At 57.3% G+C, this 22,265-nt stretch carries 19 protein-coding genes; 4 read left to right on the plus strand and 15 right to left on the minus strand.

The features are described from left to right. Positions 1–57: 57 nt before the first annotated feature. The 5 genes from melA to EO133_RS14990 all read right to left on the minus strand — a co-directional run bounded on the left by melA (position 58) and on the right by EO133_RS14990 (position 7,484). Complete coding sequence (melA, locus tag EO133_RS14970) at positions 58–1,428, minus strand: alpha-glucosidase/alpha-galactosidase (protein WP_127073445.1); 1,371 nt, start codon at positions 1,426–1,428, stop codon at positions 58–60. 19 nt (positions 1,429–1,447) lie between these two features. Beyond that, positions 1,448–3,115, minus strand: coding sequence for an ABC transporter ATP-binding protein (locus EO133_RS14975; protein ID WP_127073446.1), 1,668 nt, complete (start codon positions 3,113–3,115; stop codon positions 1,448–1,450). 16 nt (positions 3,116–3,131) lie between these two features. Continuing rightward, positions 3,132–4,319 (minus strand): ABC transporter permease, encoded by a 1,188-nt coding sequence (locus tag EO133_RS14980; RefSeq protein ID WP_127073447.1) that lies wholly within the window; start codon positions 4,317–4,319, stop codon positions 3,132–3,134. After that, entirely contained in the window at positions 4,316–5,329 is a 1,014-nt protein-coding gene (locus tag EO133_RS14985; RefSeq protein WP_127073448.1) for an ABC transporter permease, read from the minus strand. Before EO133_RS14985 ends, EO133_RS14980 begins: the two co-directional genes overlap by 4 nt. Before the next feature lie 70 nt (positions 5,330–5,399). After that, positions 5,400–7,484, minus strand: a complete 2,085-nt coding sequence (locus EO133_RS14990) for an ABC transporter substrate-binding protein (RefSeq protein ID WP_127073449.1) — start codon at positions 7,482–7,484, stop codon at positions 5,400–5,402. A 152-nt stretch (positions 7,485–7,636) separates the two neighbouring features. Here EO133_RS14990 and EO133_RS14995 point away from each other — a divergent pair, with 152 nt between their 5' ends. Continuing rightward, the gene (locus EO133_RS14995) at positions 7,637–8,581 is read left to right on the plus strand and encodes a helix-turn-helix domain-containing protein (protein ID WP_127073450.1); all 945 of its coding nucleotides are present in this window, start codon (positions 7,637–7,639) and stop codon (positions 8,579–8,581) included. Here EO133_RS14995 and EO133_RS15000 read toward each other — a convergent pair. The 3 genes from EO133_RS15000 to EO133_RS15010 all read right to left on the minus strand — a co-directional run bounded on the left by EO133_RS15000 (position 8,578) and on the right by EO133_RS15010 (position 11,989). Beyond that, positions 8,578–9,396, minus strand: coding sequence for an inositol monophosphatase family protein (locus EO133_RS15000; protein WP_164735035.1), 819 nt, complete (start codon positions 9,394–9,396; stop codon positions 8,578–8,580). The two genes, EO133_RS14995 and EO133_RS15000, sit on opposite strands and share 4 nt — an antisense overlap. Before the next feature lie 20 nt (positions 9,397–9,416). Then, the gene (locus tag EO133_RS15005; RefSeq protein WP_127073452.1) at positions 9,417–10,439 is read right to left on the minus strand and encodes a LacI family DNA-binding transcriptional regulator; all 1,023 of its coding nucleotides are present in this window, start codon (positions 10,437–10,439) and stop codon (positions 9,417–9,419) included. Positions 10,440–10,636: 197 nt separating this feature from the next. Continuing rightward, positions 10,637–11,989, minus strand: coding sequence for a cytochrome P450 (locus EO133_RS15010; protein WP_127073453.1), 1,353 nt, complete (start codon positions 11,987–11,989; stop codon positions 10,637–10,639). Positions 11,990–12,099: 110 nt separating this feature from the next. On the opposite strand from EO133_RS15010, the gene EO133_RS15015 reads away from it, so the two are divergent. After that, positions 12,100–12,441, plus strand: coding sequence for a hypothetical protein (locus EO133_RS15015; protein ID WP_127073454.1), 342 nt, complete (start codon positions 12,100–12,102; stop codon positions 12,439–12,441). A gap of 46 nt (positions 12,442–12,487) precedes the next feature. Here the strand turns inward: EO133_RS15015 and EO133_RS15020 are convergent, their stop codons facing one another. The 3 genes from EO133_RS15020 to EO133_RS15030 all read right to left on the minus strand — a co-directional run bounded on the left by EO133_RS15020 (position 12,488) and on the right by EO133_RS15030 (position 15,453). Continuing rightward, on the minus strand, positions 12,488–13,267 hold the full coding sequence (locus EO133_RS15020; RefSeq protein ID WP_127073455.1) for an ATP-binding cassette domain-containing protein: 780 nt from the start codon (positions 13,265–13,267) through the stop codon (positions 12,488–12,490). Continuing rightward, entirely contained in the window at positions 13,264–14,337 is a 1,074-nt protein-coding gene (locus tag EO133_RS15025) for an ABC transporter permease (protein WP_244640587.1), read from the minus strand. Before EO133_RS15025 ends, EO133_RS15020 begins: the two co-directional genes overlap by 4 nt. An 87-nt stretch (positions 14,338–14,424) precedes the next feature. After that, positions 14,425–15,453 (minus strand): sugar ABC transporter substrate-binding protein, encoded by a 1,029-nt coding sequence (locus EO133_RS15030; RefSeq protein WP_127073457.1) that lies wholly within the window; start codon positions 15,451–15,453, stop codon positions 14,425–14,427. Positions 15,454–15,705: 252 nt separating this feature from the next. Between EO133_RS15030 and EO133_RS15035 the strand changes: the two genes are divergently transcribed. Continuing rightward, positions 15,706–16,947, plus strand: a complete 1,242-nt coding sequence (locus tag EO133_RS15035) for an ROK family transcriptional regulator (RefSeq protein WP_244640586.1) — start codon at positions 15,706–15,708, stop codon at positions 16,945–16,947. Positions 16,948–17,070: 123 nt separating this feature from the next. Here EO133_RS15035 and EO133_RS15040 read toward each other — a convergent pair whose 3' ends face one another. The 4 genes from EO133_RS15040 to EO133_RS15055 form a co-directional block, all read right to left on the minus strand. Then, on the minus strand, positions 17,071–17,709 hold the full coding sequence (locus EO133_RS15040) for a nucleoside/nucleotide kinase family protein (protein WP_244640584.1): 639 nt from the start codon (positions 17,707–17,709) through the stop codon (positions 17,071–17,073). A 73-nt stretch (positions 17,710–17,782) separates the two neighbouring features. Next, positions 17,783–18,898, minus strand: coding sequence for a tricarballylate utilization 4Fe-4S protein TcuB (gene tcuB, locus EO133_RS15045; RefSeq protein WP_127073458.1), 1,116 nt, complete (start codon positions 18,896–18,898; stop codon positions 17,783–17,785). Next, entirely contained in the window at positions 18,888–20,300 is a 1,413-nt protein-coding gene (tcuA, locus tag EO133_RS15050) for an FAD-dependent tricarballylate dehydrogenase TcuA (RefSeq protein ID WP_127073459.1), read from the minus strand. The genes tcuB and tcuA overlap by 11 nt, the downstream gene beginning before the upstream one ends. 2 nt (positions 20,301–20,302) lie before the next feature. Next, complete coding sequence (locus EO133_RS15055) at positions 20,303–20,980, minus strand: GntR family transcriptional regulator (protein WP_127073460.1); 678 nt, start codon at positions 20,978–20,980, stop codon at positions 20,303–20,305. 190 nt (positions 20,981–21,170) lie between these two features. Here EO133_RS15055 and EO133_RS15060 point away from each other — a divergent pair, with 190 nt between their 5' ends. Beyond that, a complete protein-coding gene (locus tag EO133_RS15060) occupies positions 21,171–22,229 on the plus strand; it encodes an AbrB family transcriptional regulator (RefSeq protein WP_127073461.1) in 1,059 nt (352 codons plus the stop codon). Positions 22,230–22,265: the final 36 nt, after the last annotated feature.

Raw genomic sequence — 22,265 nt, forward strand, 5'->3', positions numbered from 1 at the left:
AGGTCAGAGTCAGGGAGAGATCGCGCCTGCCGATTAGGCCTTCGCAGGAAACCGGGTTCAGGCGACCCTTTGTTTTTTGTCCAGACGCGCCCATTGCGGCAGCATATCGCCATGCGCTGCACGCAGATCATCGACAAGGCTCCAAATCTGATCCAGATCCAGTTCCGCTGCTGTGTGGGGGTCCATCATCGCAGCATGATAAAGATGCTCGGGATTTTCCGAGACAATGGCTTTGACCGTGAGTTCCTGCACATTGATGTTCGTGCGCATCAAGGCTGTGAGCTGGGGCGGCAACTCTCCGATATATGTCGGCTGGATACCATTGGCATCGACTAGGCAGGGCACTTCCGCAGCGCAGTTTTCCGGCAGCGAGGTAATGCAGCCATTGTTGCGCAAATTGCCGTAAATCACCGACGGCTCGCCGGTCCATACCGAGTTGATGATTGAGGAAGCGTATTCATGGCTTTCCTTGACCTCGATACGCTCGGCATTGCGATATTGATCGGCCTGCTTGCTCCAGCGCTCGATCTGCTCGATGCAACGCTTGGGATATTCATCAAGCGGAATGCCGAATTTTTCGATCAGGTCTTCACGACCTTCCTTAATGAAATAGGGCGTATATTCGGCAAAGTGCTCGGAGCTTTCGGTAACGAAATAGCCAAGCCGCGTCATCATCTCATAGCGAACCTTGTTGGGGCAGCGCGGGTTCCAATGGCTGGGCTTTGGGAAACGCCCTTCGCGATATCCCTTTAAAAGATCGGGATAGAGATTTTTGTACGTGCCATCCTCAAGCCTTTGCTCAAAGGTCAGAAAGAAGGCCATGTGATTGATGCCGGCTGACCGGTAGCGCAGACTTTCATAGGGAATGTCGAGATCGCGGGCCAATTCCCAAGCGGTGCCCTGCACCGAGTGGCACAAGCCCACCTGTTTGATCTGCGGGTACTTTTCCGCAATGGCCCATGTGTTGATGGCCATGGGGTTGACGTATTGCAGCATGATGGCATCGGGGCAGACCGCCAGCATATCCTCGCAAATCTTCCAAAGGTGCGGAACGGTGCGCACCCCGCGCATGATACCGCCGACCCCAAGCGTGTCCGCGATCGTCTGGCGCAAGCCGTACTTTTTAGGCACGTCGAAATCGATCACAGTCGAGGGTTCATAGCCACCGATCTGGAAGGCGACGATCACGAAATCTGCGCCTTCAAGGGCCTTGCGCTGGTCGGCAAAGGTTTGAACCGTTGCGCCCGCGCCGAGGGTTGAAATGATCTTTTGCGCGACAATTTCGCTTTCCTCGAGCCGCGTGGGATTGATGTCCATCAGGGCGATCTCTGCGTTTGCAAGAGCGGGCCGCTGTAAAACATCGCCGATGATGTTCTTCATGAATACCGTTGAGCCGGCACCGATAAAGGTAATTTTGGGATTTGCCATAAGGAAAGACTCCAGAAAATTAGGCGGCAATTTCGAATGCGGCGCGAACAAGCCGGGCCGTGTATTCGGTTTTGGGGTTGGAAAGCACCTCATCGACCGGTCCTTGCTCGATGATCTTGCCGAACTGCATGACCATCACCCGATGACAAAGAGCACGCACGACCTTTAGGTCGTGGGAAATGAAAAGGTAACTCAGGCCCTTTTCATCCTGCAGCTTGCGCAAGAGGTCGATGATCTGGGCCTGCACCGACAGATCAAGGGCTGAAGTGGGTTCATCAAGGAGAATGAATTCGGGTTCGAGCGCGATTGCGCGGGCAATGGCAATGCGTTGGCGCTGTCCACCGGAAAACTCGTGCGGAAAACGATTGAGGATGCCGTCGGGCATGCCCGCGTCCACAAGCGCCTGCCGGACGCGCTCGACCCGCTCTCGGCTATTGGCGCCGATATTGTTGACAATCAACCCTTCCTCGATGATCTGGCGAATGCTCATGCGTGGATTGAGCGAGGCAAAGGGGTCCTGAAAAACGACCTGAACCCGCGAACGCAAGGGCCGCATCTGCTGGCGATTGCGCGTATGGATCGGCTCGCCGTCAAAAAAGATTTCTCCGCCCTGGTTGCCAATCAGCCGGATCAGCGCCTGGCCGAACGTCGTTTTGCCTGAACCTGACTCGCCAACCAGCCCCAAGGTTTCGTGGCGCTGGAGCCTGATGTCGAGATTGTCCACGGCAACCAGGTCGAAAAAGTCCGGCTTGAAGAAGCCGCCACGCTTGAGCGTAAAGGACACGCGCACATTGCTGCCTTCGAGTACGACTGGCTCTGCTCCATCCATAGGTTTGGCATGGCCCTTGGGCTCGGATGCGAGCAGGTGACGGGTGTAGGGGTGGCGCGGATTGGCGAACAGGGCTTCGGTTTCGTTGTGCTCCTGCACCCGCCCGTTCTGCATCACATAGACATATTCGGAAAACTGCCGAACGATGGTCAGGTCATGGGTAATCAGGATCACAGCCATGCCATACTTGTCTTTGAGCTCCTTGATGAGATGAAGGATCTGGGCCTGGACGGTGACATCGAGCGCGGTCGTTGGTTCGTCGGCAATAAGGACATCGGGCCGATTGGCAAGCGCCATCGCGATCATCACCCGCTGGCGCTGTCCACCGGAGAGCTGGTGAGGATATTGCCTGAGCCGCGCTTCAGGCTCGGGGATCTGCACTTCGCGCAAAAGCTCGAGCGCGCGAACCATGGCCTGTTTGCGCGACATCTTGTTGTGCAGATGCAGAACCTCGCAAATCTGCTTGCCGATTGTATAGACCGGATTGAGCGAACTCATGGGTTCCTGAAAGATCATCGCAAGGTCGTTGCCACGCATCTTGCGCATCTGATCGTCCTTGAGGGCGACGATGTTTTTGCCGGACAGCGTGATCCTTGTTTGCGGGAGGATCGTGGCGCGCTTTGACAGAAGACGCATGAGCGTGCGCGCCGTTACCGATTTGCCTGACCCGGACTCGCCGACAAGTGCAATCGTTTCGCCCTTGTGGAGTTGGAAAGACACATCGCGCACGGCATTGACCGTACCGCCTTCGACCTTGAAATCGACCCCGATATTGCGGGCGTCAAGGATCAGTTCACGGCCATGCTTTCCAAGGTCGTGACGTTCCGGGGGGGCAAGGTCTTGAGCATTGTCTGCCATTATCGTGTTCCTTTGCTCAATAGGGATCGACCGCATCGCGCAGACCATCGCCCAACGCGTTGAAGGCAAATACGGTGATCAGCACAAAAATGACCGGCGACAGAATCCATGGATAAGACCCGATTGCCGAAAATGTATTGGTGTCCTGCAACATCAGACCCCAGGAAATCAGCGGCGGCTTTACTGCAAAACCTAGAAAGCCAAGAAAGCTCTCAAGCAGAACGATCGAGGGAATGGCGAGGGTCACGGCAACGATGATGTGGCTCAACACATTTGGCAGGATATGGCGGGTGATGATCCGAAAGTCACCGGACCCGACCGCTATCGCGGCCCTCACGTAATCGACCCGCGCCAGAGCCAGAGTTTTCGAGCGCACTTCACGGCTCAATTGCGCCCAGCCGATCGCCGCAATAACCCCGATTACGAAGGCAATGAAGACGTTTGAAGGTGCGGTGATCGGGATCAGCGAAGTGAGCGCCAGATAGAGCGGCAGTTGCGGGAACGCCAGAACGAATTCGACAAAGCGCTGCACCCACATATCGACAGCGCCGCCGATATAGCCCGAGGTGATGCCGACAAGCGTTCCGATGGTCGTGGTCAGCGTGACCACAGCGAGCGCAATCATAAGCGAAATCCGGCCACCATGAATGCCGCGCGAGAGAATATCGCGACCGAACTTATCGGTGCCCAGAAGATGGATGGGGCGACCGTCGGTGGCGCCGAAAAAGTGAATGTCAGCCGGGATCAGCCAGAAGATTCGGTATTCATAGCCCCGCACGAAAAAACCGGTCGGGGTTGGATCGTCCAGTACCGGCCCAACAAGGGGCTGGAAAGTGATCGGGTCGAACTCGCCCGTCTCCCCGATTGGATAGACATGAGGAACGAAGCTGAAATCTCCTGCCGGATCGGTAAAGCTGATCATGTCGGGGGGCGCAAACGGGATATTGGCAGCCCTTGGATTCATGGGCGAAAAGAAATCGGCAAAGATCGTGACCAGAAACAGCGCGATAACCAGAACCAGCCCGATCATGCCCATGGTCGAGCGGCGAAAGCGTCGCCAGACGAGCGTGAAGTAACTTTCGTTGCGGTCGCGCGGTTCCGTATTGACGGTGCCGGTCACAGGCTCGGTGGCTGGCGTTGGCGCCGCACCCGCACTGGGCCCGGCCGGCAATGGAACAGAAGGGCGATTTGTCTGATCGGTCATTGCGTTTGCTCCCCACCCAGGCGAATGCGGGGGTCAAGCAGCGCCAAAAGAATATCCGCAATAATATTGCCAATGATCAGGGTGGCGGCCAGAACGAGCATGAACGAGGCTGTGACCCAGACGTCGCCAACAGCCATGGAGCCGACAATGGCCGGACCAACAGTTGCAAGGCCAAAGACAATGGCGACTTCGATTTCGCCAGTCAGCATATAGGGCATTACGACCCCCTGATAGGCGACCAGAGGATGGGCAGCGTTGGGGACGGCGTGCTTCATAACCACCGCGCCTTCCGAAAGTCCCTTGGCGCGTGCTGTTTCGATATATTGCGCATTGAGCACATCGAGAAGATTGCCGCGCATGACGCGCATGTTGTAGGCGAGGCCGCCAAAGGTCGCGACGGCAATTACCGGCCAGACATGCTTTAAGAGATCGACAAACTTGTCCCAGCTCCATGGCGCGCCGCCATATTGGGCGGAAAAGAACATGCCCACTTCCGAGACGTTTAATCGGAATACCAGAATGTAAAGAATGACCAGCGCCAGAAGAAAGCGCGGAATGGTCATACCCAGAAAGGATACAAAACCGAGCATTGTATCGACCCAGGAATATTGCCGGGTCGCAGCGATGATGCCCAGCGTGATGCCGAAAATCGACGCCAGGATATGACAGGTCAGGGCGAGCGCAATGGTCGGCGGCAACCTTTCGGCAATCACGTTACCCACCGGACGATTGTAATAGAGCGAGTGGCCGAAATCGAACCGCGTAACGATGCCATGAATCCAGCGACCATATCGCACGACCATCGGATCGTTCAGCCCGTGAGCTTCGCGATAGGCCGCAGCCTGTGCCTCGGCCTGCTCAGCCGTAGCGCCACCCTGATTGATCAGCATTGAGCGGATATGATCGCCATAATCGCCAGGTTTGGCTTCAATGATGGCGAAGGTCACCATGCTCAAGAGCAAAAGGATCGGTATCGCTCCAAGAATCCGGAAGAACAGAAATCTGGCCATTCTCAGTTACCCTTTTTTGTGGTGCGGGCGGAGCCATTGCAGCCGCCCGCACTCAATTTGCAGCTTCCGATCAGGAAATCGGTCCGGAGCCGCCAGGCTCACCCGGCAACGTCTGCGGATGCAACTCATGGCCGGGCTGATCGTCCACGGGCACGAACAGCCGCTCGCGGATCACGCTGTCCTCAGCCCAGTTATAAAGGAAGATCGGCGTGCCTTCGGGGATGTTCTTGAACCGCTTGTTTATGATCAAAGCGCCGGGATACTGGGTGAGCCCCACCGAATAGACATTTTCGGTAAAGACCCGCTGATAGTCGCGCATCAGTTCGGCACGCTCATCCAGGTCGGGCGTTGCAATAAAGGCGTTGACGATATCGACCAGTTCCTGCTCGAAGGGCAAAAGGTCAAGCTCACCGGCTTCATTGGCGCGATGGAAATCGTGCACTCTGGGTCCGGTCGGCGCCAACCCAACGGTTCCCTGCACCACGGAGACCATTTCCGATCCTTCACGCCAGACGCTCCAATCGAACTGACCGGCCTGCCGCAGGGAGTCTCGGGTATTGCCCTGCTGAAGATTGACGATGGCACGAATACCAATTTCTTCCATCATCGCATTGATGCCGTCCGCAAGACTGCGGTCGGTGTTGTAATCGGTATTGGCGAGAACGGTAATTTCAACATTCTGGCCACCGGCAACGCCTTCGGGGAAATTGCGAATGCCATCACCGTCGGTATCGATCAGGCCAAGTCCGTCGAGAAGCTGGTTTGCGGCCTCCAGATCATAACCGTAATAGGCGGTCGACTCCTTGTCGTAATAGGTCGTGCCAGCGAAAAGTCCGCCCGGATAAATGGCTGTGAACGGACCACGCACCAACGCATCGCCAAGACGCTGACGATCAATTGCCATAGAGACGGCCTTGCGGAAATCCAACTCGCGATTGAGCTCTCGAACCGCCTGCGCGCGCTCGTCAGGCTCGCCCCAGCCGTTGCCAGACATGTTCATCTGCAGTGAATAGCCGATCGTTCGGGCACCGAACTGCAAGCGTGCCGGAGCGTCGTCGGAAGCCGCCCGCTGAAGGGCTTCGACATAACTTTCGGGCTGCTCAAGGTTTGAAAAGTCGCCCGAACCGGCAACCGCCTGGACGTCACGATCCGCCCAGCTTGAAAGCCTGTAATATAGTTCGTCAAGATAGGGCAGCTGATTGCCGTCCTCATCCACTTTCCAATAGTAGGGATTGCGGCGCATGACGATGATGTCGTCCGGCCTGTATTCGACCGGAACCCATGCTCCCATCACGGGGAAGCTCATGAATTCGGCTGGGAAGGCGTTCACGTATTCATTGTAAGTATTATCCGAATAGCTCGGATGCTCGGGGCGCAAAATATGTGCCGGGCCGGGGCAGAATGTGCCGTACGCCATCTGATAGAGATATTGGGTCGGGAATGACTCGGTGAAGGTCCACTTGATCGTGTAATCGTCAAGCGCTTCAAGGGTTGTGCCGTCACCAAAGCTTTCCGGTGTTGCACCGTTAAGCGGGCTGACATTGGGGTCGAGCACATGATCTTGCCAAAAGAACATAACATCGTCTGAGGTGAACGGATGTCCGTCTGACCATTTGGCACCTTCAATCAGATGCATTGTCAGTTCATGCCCGTCCTCGGACCATTCCCAACTCCTTGCAAGATTGGGAAGCGGCTCCAACTCTTCCGCGCGAACCATAAAAAGTGGCCCAGTGCGCGTGAGACATTCAAACAGGCCGATATCGATACCCCCCCATCCCTGGGACTGACCGGCAAAATAGTTCCAACCTTCAGGGCGACCGCCGATGACGTGCCGCATTACATCGCCATATTCGCCAATGCCATCGGGCATGTTCGCAGACTTGTAGACCAGTGGCTCAGCTGGCAAACGCTCTGCAACCGGTGGCAAACGCCCCGTGTCGACAAAATTTTCCGTGACCCATTGGGGTTCGGCATATTGATCGAGTGCCCGATACTCGAAAATATCGGAGATGCCTACGAAAACCGGCTCGCTTTGCGCGGCAAACTCCGGCGGATCTGGCGGCGTTGTCGGTTCAACGGCCTGGGCCTTGACCGCAATGGCGGATATGCCGAGCAGAAGACTGGCACCGCCAAGAGCAAATAGCACCTTGCGCATGTTTCCTCCCAAAAAGACGTATAATCTGCGCGCGAGACGAGCCTCCTACCCGCCTTCACCGCAATGGATTGAATGGTAGTGCTTGCAATTGTCCGCGCAATCCACTTTTCTAAACACCTATTCCGGGTTCTAAAGAAAGGCTTGCCTTGCCGATGGCAGCACAAACACCGACGAAAACACCGCAAAAGGCGAGTAAGCCGGTGCCGCGCCCCGACCGGAGATTTTACGCCCATACCCGCGCCTTCGGGCGCTTTGGTGTACGCTGGTTTGCCCCCCAACTCATGGATGCAGAACACTGGCACGGCCATATCGAGTTCAATTGGCTTACCGATGGGGGTATGGATTACATTATCGATGGGCGACCTGTTTCGATCCCTGCCAACAGGCTCGTGATGTTCTGGGCCGGGGTGCCGCACAAGACGGTTTCGTTAAAGACCTGCGCGAGCGATGCGCGGCAGTGCAACATTTACCTGCCGCTCGATGCGTTTCTTTATATGACCAATCTGGGCGAGCTGACTGAAATCATGATGGGCGGAGGCATTATCGCTCTGCCGGTCGATGCTGTCGACAAGGCGCTGCTCGAACGCTGGTACGGCGACTACCGGAGTGGGGACGCTGAACGCACCGATATCCTGCGCTCGGAAATAGCCAATATGCTGCGCCGAACGGCTTTGGTGGGTTGGGATGTAATTCTTGAACCCTGGATCGAAAGTATTACGCCAGCAACACGTTCGGCTTCGCCCCTGCGCTACGTTGTGGCGATGGTCAAATATGTCCTTGAACACCTTTCAGAGCCCCTGTCGAGCAAGGAAATCGCCAAGGTCGTTGGCCTGCATCCCAACTACGCGCTCAATCTGTTCACATCGGTCATGGGCATCTCGGTGCAGAAATTCGTTATTCGTATGCGGCTGATACGCGCCCGCTCGCTATTGTTTGAGGGCAATATCTCAATTGCCAATGTGGCTTTCGAATCCGGCTTCACCTCGCTGAGCCAGTTCTATGAGCATTTCCGCGCCGGATACGGCACGACCCCACGCGAAATGCAGATAGCCCTTGCCGCCCACGGCCATCCACCTGGCACCGAGAAGCACTATTAGGCGCCGTTTATCCCTGGCGCCTTGGCAATTATTGTCCTTAAAATCGGAGCGACGACTTTATTGCCGGCAAGGCAGGGATGACGGTTTGAGATGGCGCCAAGGGCAAGCCAGTCATCGCAATCGCCGCCAGCCTCGCTCACAATCAACAGCCCGGCAAGACAATCCCAGGCGCTCAACCTGGGCTCATAAAAGCCGACATAATGGCCCGCACCGACATGGGCGAGCGCGAGCGCGGCCGAACCGGATCGCATAAAGGCGCCGCCCTGTTTCAAAAGCTGCGCAATTATCGAGCCGGTATGATCGGCATGCTCGGGCCGGCTTGCAGCGATCACGGTCAATCCGGCGTCGAACGCAGTGGGCGGGATTACAAGCCGGTTTTCGTTGCAATAGGCTCCGCCTCCAGCCTCGGCCCAGTAAAGACGATCGGCGCAGGCTTCATAAACCAGCCCAGCCACCGGCTTGCCGTTTTCAAGCAGCGCAATCACAACGCTCCAGCTTGACAGGCCATGCAGGAACGCCGCCGTGCCATCGATCGGATCGATGATCCAGTCATAGCCCGATGATCCCGGCACGACACCGTGCTCTTCGCCAATGATCCCATCCTCGGGAAACACAGAAAAGATCGCGTTCCGAATGTGTGTTTCCACCGCTTGGTCAGCGATCGTCACGGCATCCTGACGACTGGTCTTGTAGTCGATGTCCAGGGTCTGGTAGCGCGCGAAATAATCGAGTGCCAGAGTGCCCGCGTTACGCGCCGTCTCTTTGGCGGCCACGAGCCGTTCGGCAATCCCTTTGTTGGATATGGGTTTGATCATTGTGTCTTTCGGCGTTGGTTTTACGATGCTCGCGTGGAACGGCGTTCGATCAGAGTTGCACCAATGGTAACGCATGAGGCCTTTTTGCGCGGTCTTTCAATGCGCTCAAGAAGTGCCTGAACCGATGCCTGGGCAATCGCTGCTGCGTCCTGGCGGATTGTCGTGAGATCGTAACTGAGCCAAGCGGCTTCATCGATGTCGTCGCATCCCACAACACAGGCATCATCGGGTATCCGCCAACCGCCACGGAACCGAATGTGATCGAGGAAACCCAGGGCAAGATAATCGTTTACGCAAAAGATGCCATCGGCGTGCAGGCCAGACGTCAGCAATGCCGTTGCGGCTTCTACACCACCGGCATAGTTCTGTGCCGCACCCTGAAATTCACCGACAAGTTCCAATCCCAATTGCCAGCACACCTCCATGAAAACGCACTTGCGCTTATCGATTGAGTATGAGGGGCGCCTCTGGCTTGCGATGGCGACAGTGCGGCATCCGGCATTTTTTAGCGCCTGTGCTGCGAGTTGACCGGCCTTGACACAATCGAGCGAGACATTGGCGACATTGCCGGACATTTGCTGTTTGTTGACAAGCACGAGCGGCACACCATAGGCCGCGCATTCTTCGACAATTTCACTGGGCGAGGTATCTGAGGTGATGATGGCGCCCGATACCTTGTAGTGCAGCATCATATCGACGAGATGGCTCACATCGTCGCCAGGACTGGAAGGCAGCATAAAGGGGCGATAATCCAGGGCAACAAGCTTGCGCGCCAGTTGATCGACAAGCCGGCTGCGGAAAGAATTATCCATATCCGAAACGACAAGGCCGATCAGATTGGTGCGGCTTTGCGAAAGGCTGCGCGCAAGAAAATTGACCCGATAACCCAAGGTCTTGGCGGCCTCGAGCACTTTCTCCCGTGTCTTGGGCGATACACTGGCACCGGGCGTGAATGTACGGGATACCGCCGAGCGCGATACGCCAGCCAGCAGCGCCACGTCATCGGACGTCGGCGGCTTTCCCGTCTTTATGGTCTGCGTCATGGCCTGGCGCTCTCCTCCGCGCATTACGGCAATCAAGATTGGGCATTGGCGGCCGAAGCGCAATGCACCGAATGCAAAAAGCCCGACCCTTGGCAGCGCTTCTCCTTATGGATGTAATCACGATATCGGTCATCGACGCGTTCCCATTGGTGACTAGTGCATAAACCGGCTCCAGCCAGGCCCGGTCTGGCCCCGGATCAAAGTGCCGTCACCTTGAGTTTTATGCCCGTATCGGGCCGCACGGTCATGGCCATCGTGGGATTGGGCAGTCGATCCCCAACGGGCTCGAACCGGAAGCGCGCCAAAACCGATGCCAGGATTATTCTTGCCTGCATGACAGCAAAATTGGCACCGATGCAGACCCGCGGCCCTGCGCCGAAGGGCAGATAGGCATAGCGATCACGGCCTTCGCTATTTTCCGGCAGAAACCGTTCGGGCCGAAAGGCGTGCGGTTCTTCCCAAAGCAGATCGTGCCGATGCAGGGCATAAAAGGGCAGGAACACCACATCTCCGGCGTTTATCTCGCGCCCACACAGTTCATCACGGCCGCGCACCTCGCGTGCCAGCATGCCTACGGGCGGATAAAGCCGCATGGATTCATCAAGTATGGCCTCGATATAGGGCATTGAGGTCAATTGTTCTTCGCGCGCCGGCCCTTGCCCAATTGCAGCCTGGACTTCCGATCGTGCCCGCGTCTGGCGGTCGGGATCGAGCGCCAGAAGCAGCAATGCCCAGGAGAGCGCAAGGGCCGTTGTTTCATGGCCTGCAACGATGAAAAACTGCATGTTGTGCAGCAGGTCGCGAGAGGTCATGGCCTTGCCGGTCTCCTGATCGCGAGCGGCGATCATGTAATCGAGCAGATCCCTGGCGTTTCCGCTGTCTTTCTGTCGCCGCGCTTCGATGGCGCGCGCCACCATCTTGTGCATTGTTGACACCGCGCCCATGCCCAAAAGCTCACCCGGTCGCGGTATCCAATGGGGCACGCGCAGGAAGTCGAGCAGGGATGCTTTGCCCGCGGTTTCAAAATAGGTGATGATCGCCGCGCCATATTCCTCAGCGTCGAAATGCTCGCGCCCTGAAAGCGCCACCTCGCAGATTACGTCAAATGTCGCCGACAACATTTCAGAGACGATCTCGGCTGTCTCGCCGCTTTCAGCGAGCCTTTGGCAACTCCGCTCGGCGGTCGCGCTCATCAACGGCGCCAGAGCGGCAATGTTGCGCTGGGCGAAAACCGGAGCAACGGCACGGCGTTGCCATCGCCATTGTGCGCCTTCCGAGGTGAAAAGGGACGTGCCCACAACCGGACGCAGCATACGCAACATCACTTCAGATTTTGGATAATTCTCGAGATTGTCCAAGAAGATACGCTTGAGGGCGGCCGGATCCTGCACCATGTGCCACCTGGCGCCGAGATTGCCCGACACAATCGGCTGACGGTAGGCGATGGCCGGAATGAGCTCGAGCACATTGCGTTTGGCCGCCCGTAGCGACTGCAGCATCGAAAGCGGCTTTGTGTGCGGACTGATATGCGGCGGCGATAATGTTGTCATGGATGAAAACTTAGAGGCTGATACGGCAAATGCAATGGCCACGGTTTTTTGGAACGCTCTGTGGCGCCCCGCGTTACTTTCCTCATGGTTACGACAATGGAGAAAGAACAGTGGCTTCCAATTCACTGACCACCGAAATGCATGACGCTATGGACAAGCAACTGCGCGAATTGCGCAGCCAGATCGCCAATATCAACAAATCGCTGTCCGACCATGGCCTCGATATCGAAGACTTGCGTGACGAGGCCGACAATCTGATCCATGGCGCCACCAAGAATGCTCAGCGTGCTGCCCAGCATGTGCAGGACGAAGCGGTCGTTGTTGCAAAAGCTGCCCGCAAGGCACCGATGGCAGCCACCACCGCGTTGGGCCTTGCCGGGCTTATCGGCTTTGGCATTGGTTATCTGGTGAGCCAATCCCATTACGAGCAGCGTCACCGCTGGTTCGGCTAGGTTTCCGGCGATTGAGAAAGGACGGCCCGACCTGACCGCCCCTTTTTCACGCCGCTTGAGATTGTGGTGGGGCCATTGCCCCAGTCATTATGGCGACCGCATCGGACATTGAATGGTCCTTAGGGTTGATCAAGGCGATACGCCGGCCCAAGCGATGAATATGAATCCGGTCAGCAATTTCAAACACATGGGGCATGTTGTGGCTGATCAGCACGACCGGCAAGCCCTTCGCTCGCAACCCCAGGATCAGATCGAGGACCTTGCGCGATTCCTTTACCCCCAGCGCAGCCGTCGGCTCGTCGAGAATGACAACGCGAGAACCGAACGCGGCCGCACGCGCGACAGCGACCCCCTGACGTTGGCCGCCCGAAAGCGTTTCGACCGGCTGGCGGATGTTCTGGATGGTCATCAGTCCCAGTTCGCTCAGTTTCCTGCGCGCGACCCCATCCATGGCCTTTTTGTCAAGCATGCGGAACGCTTTGCCCAGAAGCCCGGGGCGGCGGATTTCCCGTCCCATGAACATATTGTCGGCAATCGACAGCGCCGGAGAAAGTGCAAGATTCTGATAAACCGTTTCGATCCCGGCATTTCGCGCCGCCATTGGTGATGAGAAATGCACCTTTTCGCCTTCGAGCAGGATTTCGCCTTCATCGGGCGCCATGGCGCCCGATAGCGATTTGATCAGAGTCGATTTTCCGGCGCCATTGTCACCAATTACCGCAAGGATCTCTCCGGCACGCAATTCGAAGTCGGCGTGATCGAGGGCCACGACGCGGCCAAAGCGCTTGACCAGCCCTTTTGCCTGCAAAACGAATTTCTCACTCATGCCGATACCCTCCGAATCCACTGGTCTAGCGCAACCGCGCCAATGATGAGGACGCCGATCAGCAGATAGGTCCATTGCGGATCGGTGCCCATCAAGCGCAGGCCAAGTCCGAACACGCCAACGATCAGCGCCCCGAATAGTGCACCCATGACCGAACCGCGCCCGCCAAACAGCGAAATGCCGCCAATCACAACCGCAGTAATCGATTCGATATTTGTGAACTGTCCGGCCGTGGGAGAAACCGAACCGATGCGCCCGATCAAAACCCATCCTGCCAGCGCGCAGATAAGGCCGCCGACGACATAGACCGAGATCAGCGTGCGCTTAACGCGAACACCGGCAAGCTCGGCGGCCTCTGCATCGTCGCCGACGGCATAAACGTGCCTGCCCCAAGCGGTGTTGTTAAGAAGGTAAGACAATACAGCAACAAGCAGCACCATGGCGATGACGCCATAGGTCAAGACCGCGCCGCCAAACCGGATGCTTTCGCCGAAGAACTGCAGTATCGGCGCATTGGCCTCGATATCTTGGGCCCGGATCGTTTCGTTGCGTGAATACAGGAAATTTGAAGCCAGAACGATCTGCCACATGCCCAGCGTTACGATAAAGGGCGGCAATTTTACCACTGCCACAAGAACGCCGCTGATCAAGCCGCAAAGCCCGCCAACGGCAAAGCCGCACAGAATGGCAATTTCGGGCGGAAAGCCATAGCGAAAGGTGAACTGGCCCATGATCACCGAACTGAGCACCATGATCGCGCCGACCGAGAGATCGATACCCTTGGTCAGAATCACCAATGTTTGGGCAGCTGCAACGATCCCGACAATTGCAACCTGCTGCAAAATAAGTGTCAGGGCGAAGGGCGAAAAGAAGCGCTGCCCCAGAACAAGGCCGAATCCGGCAACGGAAAGAACAAGAATAATGAGCGGGATCAGCGCCGGATGAACATGCAGGGCATATTGCACAGATTTGACAAACGAGCGGCTGGGCTCATCGAACTGGGCGACCTCAGCACTGCCATTTGCGGCGGCGCTCTCGAAATTGCCGGTCGGGTTATCGGTGCTGCTCACGGGAAGCTCCTTGGCTAGGCTAACGGCAAACCGGGAGGCGCAATGCTCCCCGGCTGCCATCTGATAACTGGAACGTGCTCTGGCCTATCAGCCCCAGCACAAATCCATGCCTTCAGCGGTATCGATTGATGGGACCCCATCGACTGGCGCGTCGGTTACGAGCTGAACGCCGGTATCGAAGAAATCCTTTCCTTCTGTCGGCTCGGGCAAGGTGCCATCATTGGCAAAAGCCGCAATTGCCTCAATGCCGAGCGCGGCCATTTGAAGAGGATATTGCTGAGAGGTCGCGCCGATTGCTCCGTCGATGACATTCTGTACGCCTGGGCAACCGCCATCGACCGAAACGATCAGCACATCGTTTTCACGGCCGACGGCCCGAAGCGCTTCATAAGCACCGGCCGCAGCCGGTTCGTTGATCGTATGCACCACGTTGATCATAGGATCGCGCTGAAGCAGGTTTTCCATGGCCGTGCGGCCACCTTCCTCGTTGCCATTGGTCACGTCATGCCCGACAATACGCGGATCATCTTCGTCGCCGATCACGTTGGGATCGCCAATATCGATGCCAAAGCCGCTCATGAAGCCCTGGTTGCGCAGAACATCGACGGTGGGCTGGGCAGGGGTCAGATTGAGAAAGGCGATACGGGCATTTTCGGCTTCCGCGCCAAGGGTTGCTGCAGCCCACCGACCGATCAGTTCACCAGCAAGAAAATTGTCCGTGGCAAATGTCGCATCCGCGGCATCGAGCGGATCGAGCGGGGTGTCGAGTGCAATAACAAGGATGCCCGCTTCCCGCGCCTGGCGCACTGAGGATACGATGCTTGAGGTATCGGAGGCGGTGATCAGGATACCATCGGCATTGTCGGCAATACACGATTCGATCGCCTGAACCTGGCTTTCGTGGTCGCCATCGATGCGCCCTGCGTATGAGCGCAGTTCCACGCCCAGCTCGATTGCAGTCCGTTCGGCACCTTCCTTCATTTTCACAAAGAAGGGATTGGTATCGGTCTTTGTGATCAGACACGCCAGGATTGAATCCTGTGCTGTGGCCGGACCAGTGGCCACAAGACCGGCAATGACGGCGCCGCAGGCGGACGCCAAAAGGCACTTTTTCATGATATCTCCTCCCGAGCGGGGAACGGCTTTGCGTCCCCGGTACATGTTCTGAAAGCGGCTGCGCTTCTCCCCGCGACAGCCCTCTCAGCGTGAGAAAAAGCATGACCGTTACCGGCTTGTCAATAACTTAATCCAATGGATTTATTTATTGACCCTTCTCCGGCTTTGCGATGAAATGGTTGTCACTGCCATTGGGAGATGGCACAGCAACGCGAGCCTTTGATATCGGCCGAAAAAAGGGAGAGCAGTCAGGTGAGTGATGCCGGAACACGTAGCGACAGGGCCTTTCGCGCGGCCGGCGAATATTCCGATTTGCGGCGCGGCACCAATCAGGCCGGTGTCCGCCTTTATAACGAACGCCTTGTGCTTTCGCTTATCCGTCGTAAGGGCGCCTTGCCCAAGGCCGAGATCGCCAGGTTGACCGGCCTTTCTCCGCAAACGATCTCGATCATTGCCAATAGTCTGGAAAAGGATGGGCTGCTTGAACGGCAGGCTCCACAGCGGGGCAAGATCGGCCAGCCGTCCGTTCCTTATGCGCTGGCCGCCGATGGTGCGTTATCGTTCGGGCTCAAGATCGGACGCCGCAGCGTGGACATGATCCTGGTAAACCTGGTGGGTGAAGTTAAAGGCAAGTTGCATCAGCCCTATCCCTACCCCGATCCACAAGCGGTTTTCGCCTTCATGAGGGACGGCATTGAAACCTTGGGAGCGGTGCTGGATGACCGGCAGCGCGAGCGGCTGGCAGGCATCGGGATCGCCTCACCCTTTGAACTTTGGAACTGGGAAAAGCAGATCGGGGCACCGAAGGAGGTTCTGGCAGCCTGGCGGGAAATCGATCTGCGTGCCGAGGCAGCGCGTCATACCCATTTGCCGGTTTATTTTTACAATGACGCCACTGCCGCGTGTGCCGCTGAATTGTTGCTCGGCAACCAGTCTCATTTCCTCGATTTTCTCTATATTTTTGTTGGCTCGTTTCTTGGCGGCGGGGTTGTGCTCAACGGTTCGCTGTTTCCGGGCCGAAGCGGCTATGCGGGGGCCATTGCACCCATGCCAGTCCGATCCGCTTCGGGCGAGGGATATGAGCAGATTTTGCGCCATGCCTCGCTTTATGTGCTCGCTGAGCGGATGGGCGAAGCCGGGTTGGACCCCGGCATGCTCTGGAACGAGGGCAACGACTGGGATGCGATCGGTCCGGTTCTCGAGACCTGGCTCGATGAAGTTGCCGAAAGCCTTGCCATTGTGATCTTGTCGGCGACGGCCATCATCGATTTTGAGGCCATTATCATCGATGGGGGATTTCCTGCCAGTACCCGCGACAGGATCGTTGAAAAAACAACAAAGGCCTTGGACAAGTTCGACCGGCAAGGACTGGTGCCTCCGGCAATCGTTCCCGGTCAGCTGGGCGGCGATGCCCGCGCACTTGGCGGGGCCTGTCTGCCGCTGATTTCCAACTTCACGCTGGACCGCGAAGTGCTGTTCAAGGAAGTCGTCTAGAGCCGCGCTGGTTTTGATGGAAGCAAAACCTCGACTCTACGTTTTAGTTTTGTCGCATGTCCGAACCGCAAAACCGTTTCCACCCCGGATCGAGTCCGACGGCATGCTTTTGCTGGACAGGCTCTAATTCTCAATGGCGACGTCGGCGGGCAGGCTTTGCTCGATTATGAGTCGTGCATTGGCGAGATCGTTGTCTTCAATCTTATGGCGCATCGGTTCCCCTGAAAGGCCCAGCCCCTGCCAGCGCCGCGTAAGCCGCGCACGCAAGACGTCAAGCGGCGCGGAAACCATGACAGAAAGATCGAAAAGCGACTTCATCTCCCGCCAATGGGGCCGATCGAGAAGCAGGTAATTGCCTTCAACCAGAATGACCTTGTCGTCGGCGGAAATGACGCCAGCGGCTGCGCGGGAGATTTCACTCTTCCGGTCGAAAACCGGATAGTAGATTTCCGCCTCCGTGTTCGATCTTATGCGCTCAAGCAGGTGCTTCAGGCCAAGAACATCGAACGTATGGGCAGCGCCCTTCTGCTCGCGCCAGCCGCGTTTCTCCAGCAGATGATCGTCAAGGTGAAACCCGTCCATGGGCAGGACCTTGCTTGCATGCCCCTGCACGTTAAGCGCATCGCAAAGCTCCTGGGCCAGTGTCGATTTTCCGACGCCCGGTGGACCGGCCAGCGCCACCACAATCGTGCCGTTGCCAGCCATGCTGGCAAGCGTTGCGACCAGTTCGCCCTTATCGTTCGCGCGGTCTGGTAAATCCAAGATTGAGGCCTCCGGTCAGGGTGATCGATGAGGTCTTATCATCCTCACCGCGACCTTTCCAGCGTCTCTGGTTTTATGCCCGCTTGGTCTGGGCGTCGCGCACGAGCGCGGCCAGCCGGAAGGGGATATGAACCATCTTTGTATAGGGCAAGGTCAGATAAAGGGCGAGCACCGTCCCAAGATGAACGATCAAAAGCGGCCTTACAGCACCTGTTCCTGTGGCCCAATAAAGCGCCAACCCGGTGAGAGCAGTTGCGGTCAGCAATACGACAAAGGCCATTTCCCCGCCCCAGACTGCGGGTGCCCCGAGCGACTTTTCCGCCCTGAGCTTGAGCGCAATAAGCCCCACACCGCCAATCGTCATCAAAATACCGCCGGGCACGCCGAAAAGCTTGGGCAGCGAGAATGGGCCATACGGCGCTTCCATGCCAAAACCATAATGAAGCACAGTCCCTGAAACAGTTGCGGCAAAACACATGAGAAAACCCCACATGACAGCCTGATGCGACCAGCGCCGCGCCATCGTGTAGCGATCCTCCTTCTCATAGTTGCAGCCGTCCGCGGCGCCGCCCGAAAGGTTCTTGAGCCGCCCGGCATCGATCAGCGCGTCATGCAGATGCTTGAGCTTTACCCGTTCTCCGCCCACGGCGCGCCAATAGCTCCAGACCCCGATGCCAATCACGATCAAGGGCAGGATGCTGGCAACGGTAAAGAGCGTTGCCATGACGGTGTGGGAAATGACGGCGTAAAAGCCTTCACCGCTTTCGGGTCGCAGCCCATAGGCGAGTGCCAGCATGAAGGCGATGGCGCCAAAAAGCGCCCCGGCCAGAGCCATGCCGCTTCTCTGAAACAGAGCTGCAAGTCCATTTGGCCAGATAAACCGCTCCCAGCTTTCCACACGCACTTCGGCGAGCGCTCGCGGCAGATTGAGATCGAATTCATGGGGTTCGGTATATTGGCAAGCGTAATAACACCCGCGGCAATTGTGACACAGATTGGCAAGCTGAGTGACCTCGCCATCGTCAAAAGCCCGATGCAGGGTCATGGCCGGAAAGACCGAACAATAGCCTTCGCAATAGCGGCAGGCATTGCAGATTTCGAGCTGACGCCGCGCTTCGTCTATCGCGGCGCTAGCCGTTGGGCCTTGACTCTGGCGGCCGACAAGCGGGCCCAAGACATCAATTGACATAAGCTGCGGCCTCCCTGCCTGCGGTGCGTCCGAATACGGTTCCGATGGTCATGCCGAACCCGGCGAGATAGCCCTGCCCGAGAATGGAGCCGGCCATGATTTCTCCCGCAGCCCAGATGTTGCGATAGAGCCCGGCGTTGTTGCTTACCCTGGCTGTTTGATCGACCTTGAGTCCCAGATAGGTAAAGGTGACGCCCGGCCTGAGCGAATAGCCATAAAAGGGCGGCGTATCGATGGGCCGTGCCCAGTTTGTCTTGGCAGGCTCAATGCCCTTGGTTGCAAGACCGTCCAGTTCGGTTGGATGAAAGGCGCCCGGCTTGCAGGCTGCATTGAACCGGGAGATTGTTTCTTCAACCTTTCCGGCTGGCAGGCCCATCTTTGCCGCAAGCTCGGCAATTATGTTGGCTTTTTCGGCAGGAAAGACGGAGGGCATGAAAAGATTGGCGCTCTTGGCATCGATAATCGCATAGGCAACCTGATCGGGCTGGGCGGCGACCAGCCTTCCCCAGATCGCGTAGCGCTTGGGCCAAACATCTTCGCCTTCATTGTAAAAGCGCTCGCCATCTTTATTGACCACGACCGAGAACGGTACGCAATCGAGCCTGGTCACAATGCCGCCGTCGAATTTGGGCGCACGTCCGTCGATTGCAACGGCGTGACACTGGGTCGGATCGCCAACGCTCAACGCGCCGGAATCGAGCATGTCGCGCAAAACTTCACCGCGGTTATAGGGCGTGCCACGAATGAGAAAGTTGCGGGCCGCCGGACCCCAGGCACGGGCCAGCCATTCGATATCGGCCTGAAAGCCACCCGAGGCCAGAACCACCGCCTTGCCAGAAATTTCCGCTTCTTCGTCGTCGCGCTTGACCTGCACAGAATTGAAGCTGTCGCCCTCGATATTGATGTGGGTGACTTCGGCCTCATAAACGACCGTGACACCAAGATCTTGGGCCCGGTTGTAATAGGCGTTGACCAGCGCCTTGCCGCCGCCAAGGAAAAAGGCATTGGTGCGCGAAAGTGAAAGCGTGCCCGATAGCGATGGCTGGAAACGGACGCCATTGCGTTCCATCCAGGGCAGGCAGCTTTCCGAAGTCCTGATCGCCATGCGCGCAAGAGGTTCGTCGGTATTGCCCTTGGTCACCAGCATCAGATCGTGGAAATATTCCTCTTCCTCATAAGCGTCCGTCAGAACCGACATTGGGCCTTGATGCATGCAGCGGAAATTTCGCGTGTGACGGGAATTGCCGCCACGATAGGGTTTTGGCGCGCGTTCGAGCAAAAGCACGCGCGCTCCGGCTTCGCGCGCTTCTATCGCCGCGCAAAGCGCCGCATTGCCGCCGCCGACAATGACAATATCCCATTCAATGGACTTGAGGCTGGCCAGTGAGGCAGGCGTGCCCATGCTCATTCCTCTCCTAATTCGTGCGGCCTTTGCCGCCATTGGCGCAAACGCGAACGATGCGCCGCTATCATGTGGGTTCGCATGGCCGCTTCGGCACGCGCTTCATCGCGACCGTTCAGTGCCTTGAGCAATTGAGCATGTTCACTCACCGCTTCCGCGGCACGTCCGGTTTCCTCCATCGTTGAAGGACCAAGCAGCAGCATGGTTTTTTGCAGGGCCCGCATGGAATGGGTGAGATAGCGGTTGCGCGCGGCATCAAAGATCACCCTATGGAACTGCCGGTTCAATTCATAAAGTTCGGCGCCGTCGCCTTGTGCCGCGATCATCGCATCGTTGATTGCCGCCATTTCCCCAAGCTCGATGTCCGATGCGGTGCGCGCAGCCAGCCGTGCAGCCATCGCTTCCAGAACGACACGCATTTCGTAAAGCTCGGCAACTTCCGAATAATCCAGATCGCGGACGGCAGCACCGGCCCGCGGAACGTGGACGACCAGCCCATCCGCTTCAAGGCGCCTGATGGCTTCACGCACCGGGGTACGTGAAATACCAAGCCGGTCGGCAAGGTCGATTTCCAGCAAACGGTCGCCGGGCTTGAGAGCGCCGGAGCGAATTTCCCCGATCAGGCGCTGATAAGCGTCTTCGCCATGCGGTATTTCGTTCCGTTTCCCCGACACTTTCATCTATCGATCCTGATTTGTATCCAATTGCATACATTAAGCCGTAATTGTGTTCAAGCGCATTCGTGGCTCGCGAAGCCCCACTCGTGGCTTGGCAATTGTGGCAGGCCAATACTGACCGCTAAGGTTAAAGCCGGGCTTGAAAACACAAACACCGCCGAAAGGCCCGCAAAACGCGGAGAACGCCCAGACCATGCCAAAGACCTTTTTCTATTTGCTACGCACACTCCTCATCGGCGCCGCGGGCGGCTTGGTCGGTTATGTTTTCAATTTTCCATTGGGCTGGCTGGTGGGGGCCATGCTGGCCACCATTCCCTTTGCAATGGCAGGGGCGAAAATGCCGATCTCGTGGAGCCTTCGCTCTGTAATGATCGGGGTTATCGGCCTGATGGCGGGCGGCACATTTACACCAGAACTGCTTGGCCGGGCCGGGGAATGGGCCTTTTCGTTGACCGGTGTTGCTATTTACTGCGCCATTGTCACAGTCATTGGCCTTTTTGTTTGCACCTGGCTTGGCAAGCAGGATCGCGCCACCGCAGCCTTTTCTTCGGTGCCGGGAGGCTTGAGCGAAGTTCTTTCCATTGCGCCTTCTTATGGTGCCGATGTGCGGTCGCTCTCACTGGTTCACGGGATGCGGCTGGTTGTCATCCTGATCATCGTGCCCGTGGTCGTGGTCTGGATCGGCAATGGTGGCACGGGGCCGGTTACAATCGACCGCTCGATCGATTTTACCATCCGCATGCCGATCCTCGATTTTGTGATCCTTACCGCTTGCCTTGTGGTCGGCATCTATGGGGGCCGCAAGATCAGGCTGCCTGCCGCGCATCTGACCGGACCGCTCCTTCTCTCAGCCATCGTCCATTATACCGGATTGACGGACGTGCATCCGCCCCAACTTGTGCTGATCGCTGCCCAGATCGTTATCGGCACCTCGGTTGCCCAGTTCTTTTCCAACACCTCATGGCGCCATATCCTTCAGGGGCTGATGGTCGGGGGCGGGCTGACGATCATCAACCTGCTTGTGGCGGTGATTTTCGCGTTCGGTTTCGAGGTCTGGCTCGGCATTCCCTTTGCGACCGGTCTTATGGCGCTGGTGCCCGGCGGGTTGCCGGAAATGAGCCTTGTTTCTCTGGCCCTTGGGCTCGATGCGGCCTTTGTCAGCCTGCATCATCTGTTCAGGGTGGTGCTTGTGCTGTTCCTGTTACCCATATTGGTTCCGCTCTGGGCGGGAAAACAACAAAACGCCCATTGAGCAGTCAATTGCAAACTGTCAGGGAGGCGTTCCAAT

It is taken from the genome of Pelagibacterium lentulum (assembly GCF_003992625.1).
GTDB classification, from domain to species: domain Bacteria; phylum Pseudomonadota; class Alphaproteobacteria; order Rhizobiales; family Devosiaceae; genus Pelagibacterium; species Pelagibacterium lentulum.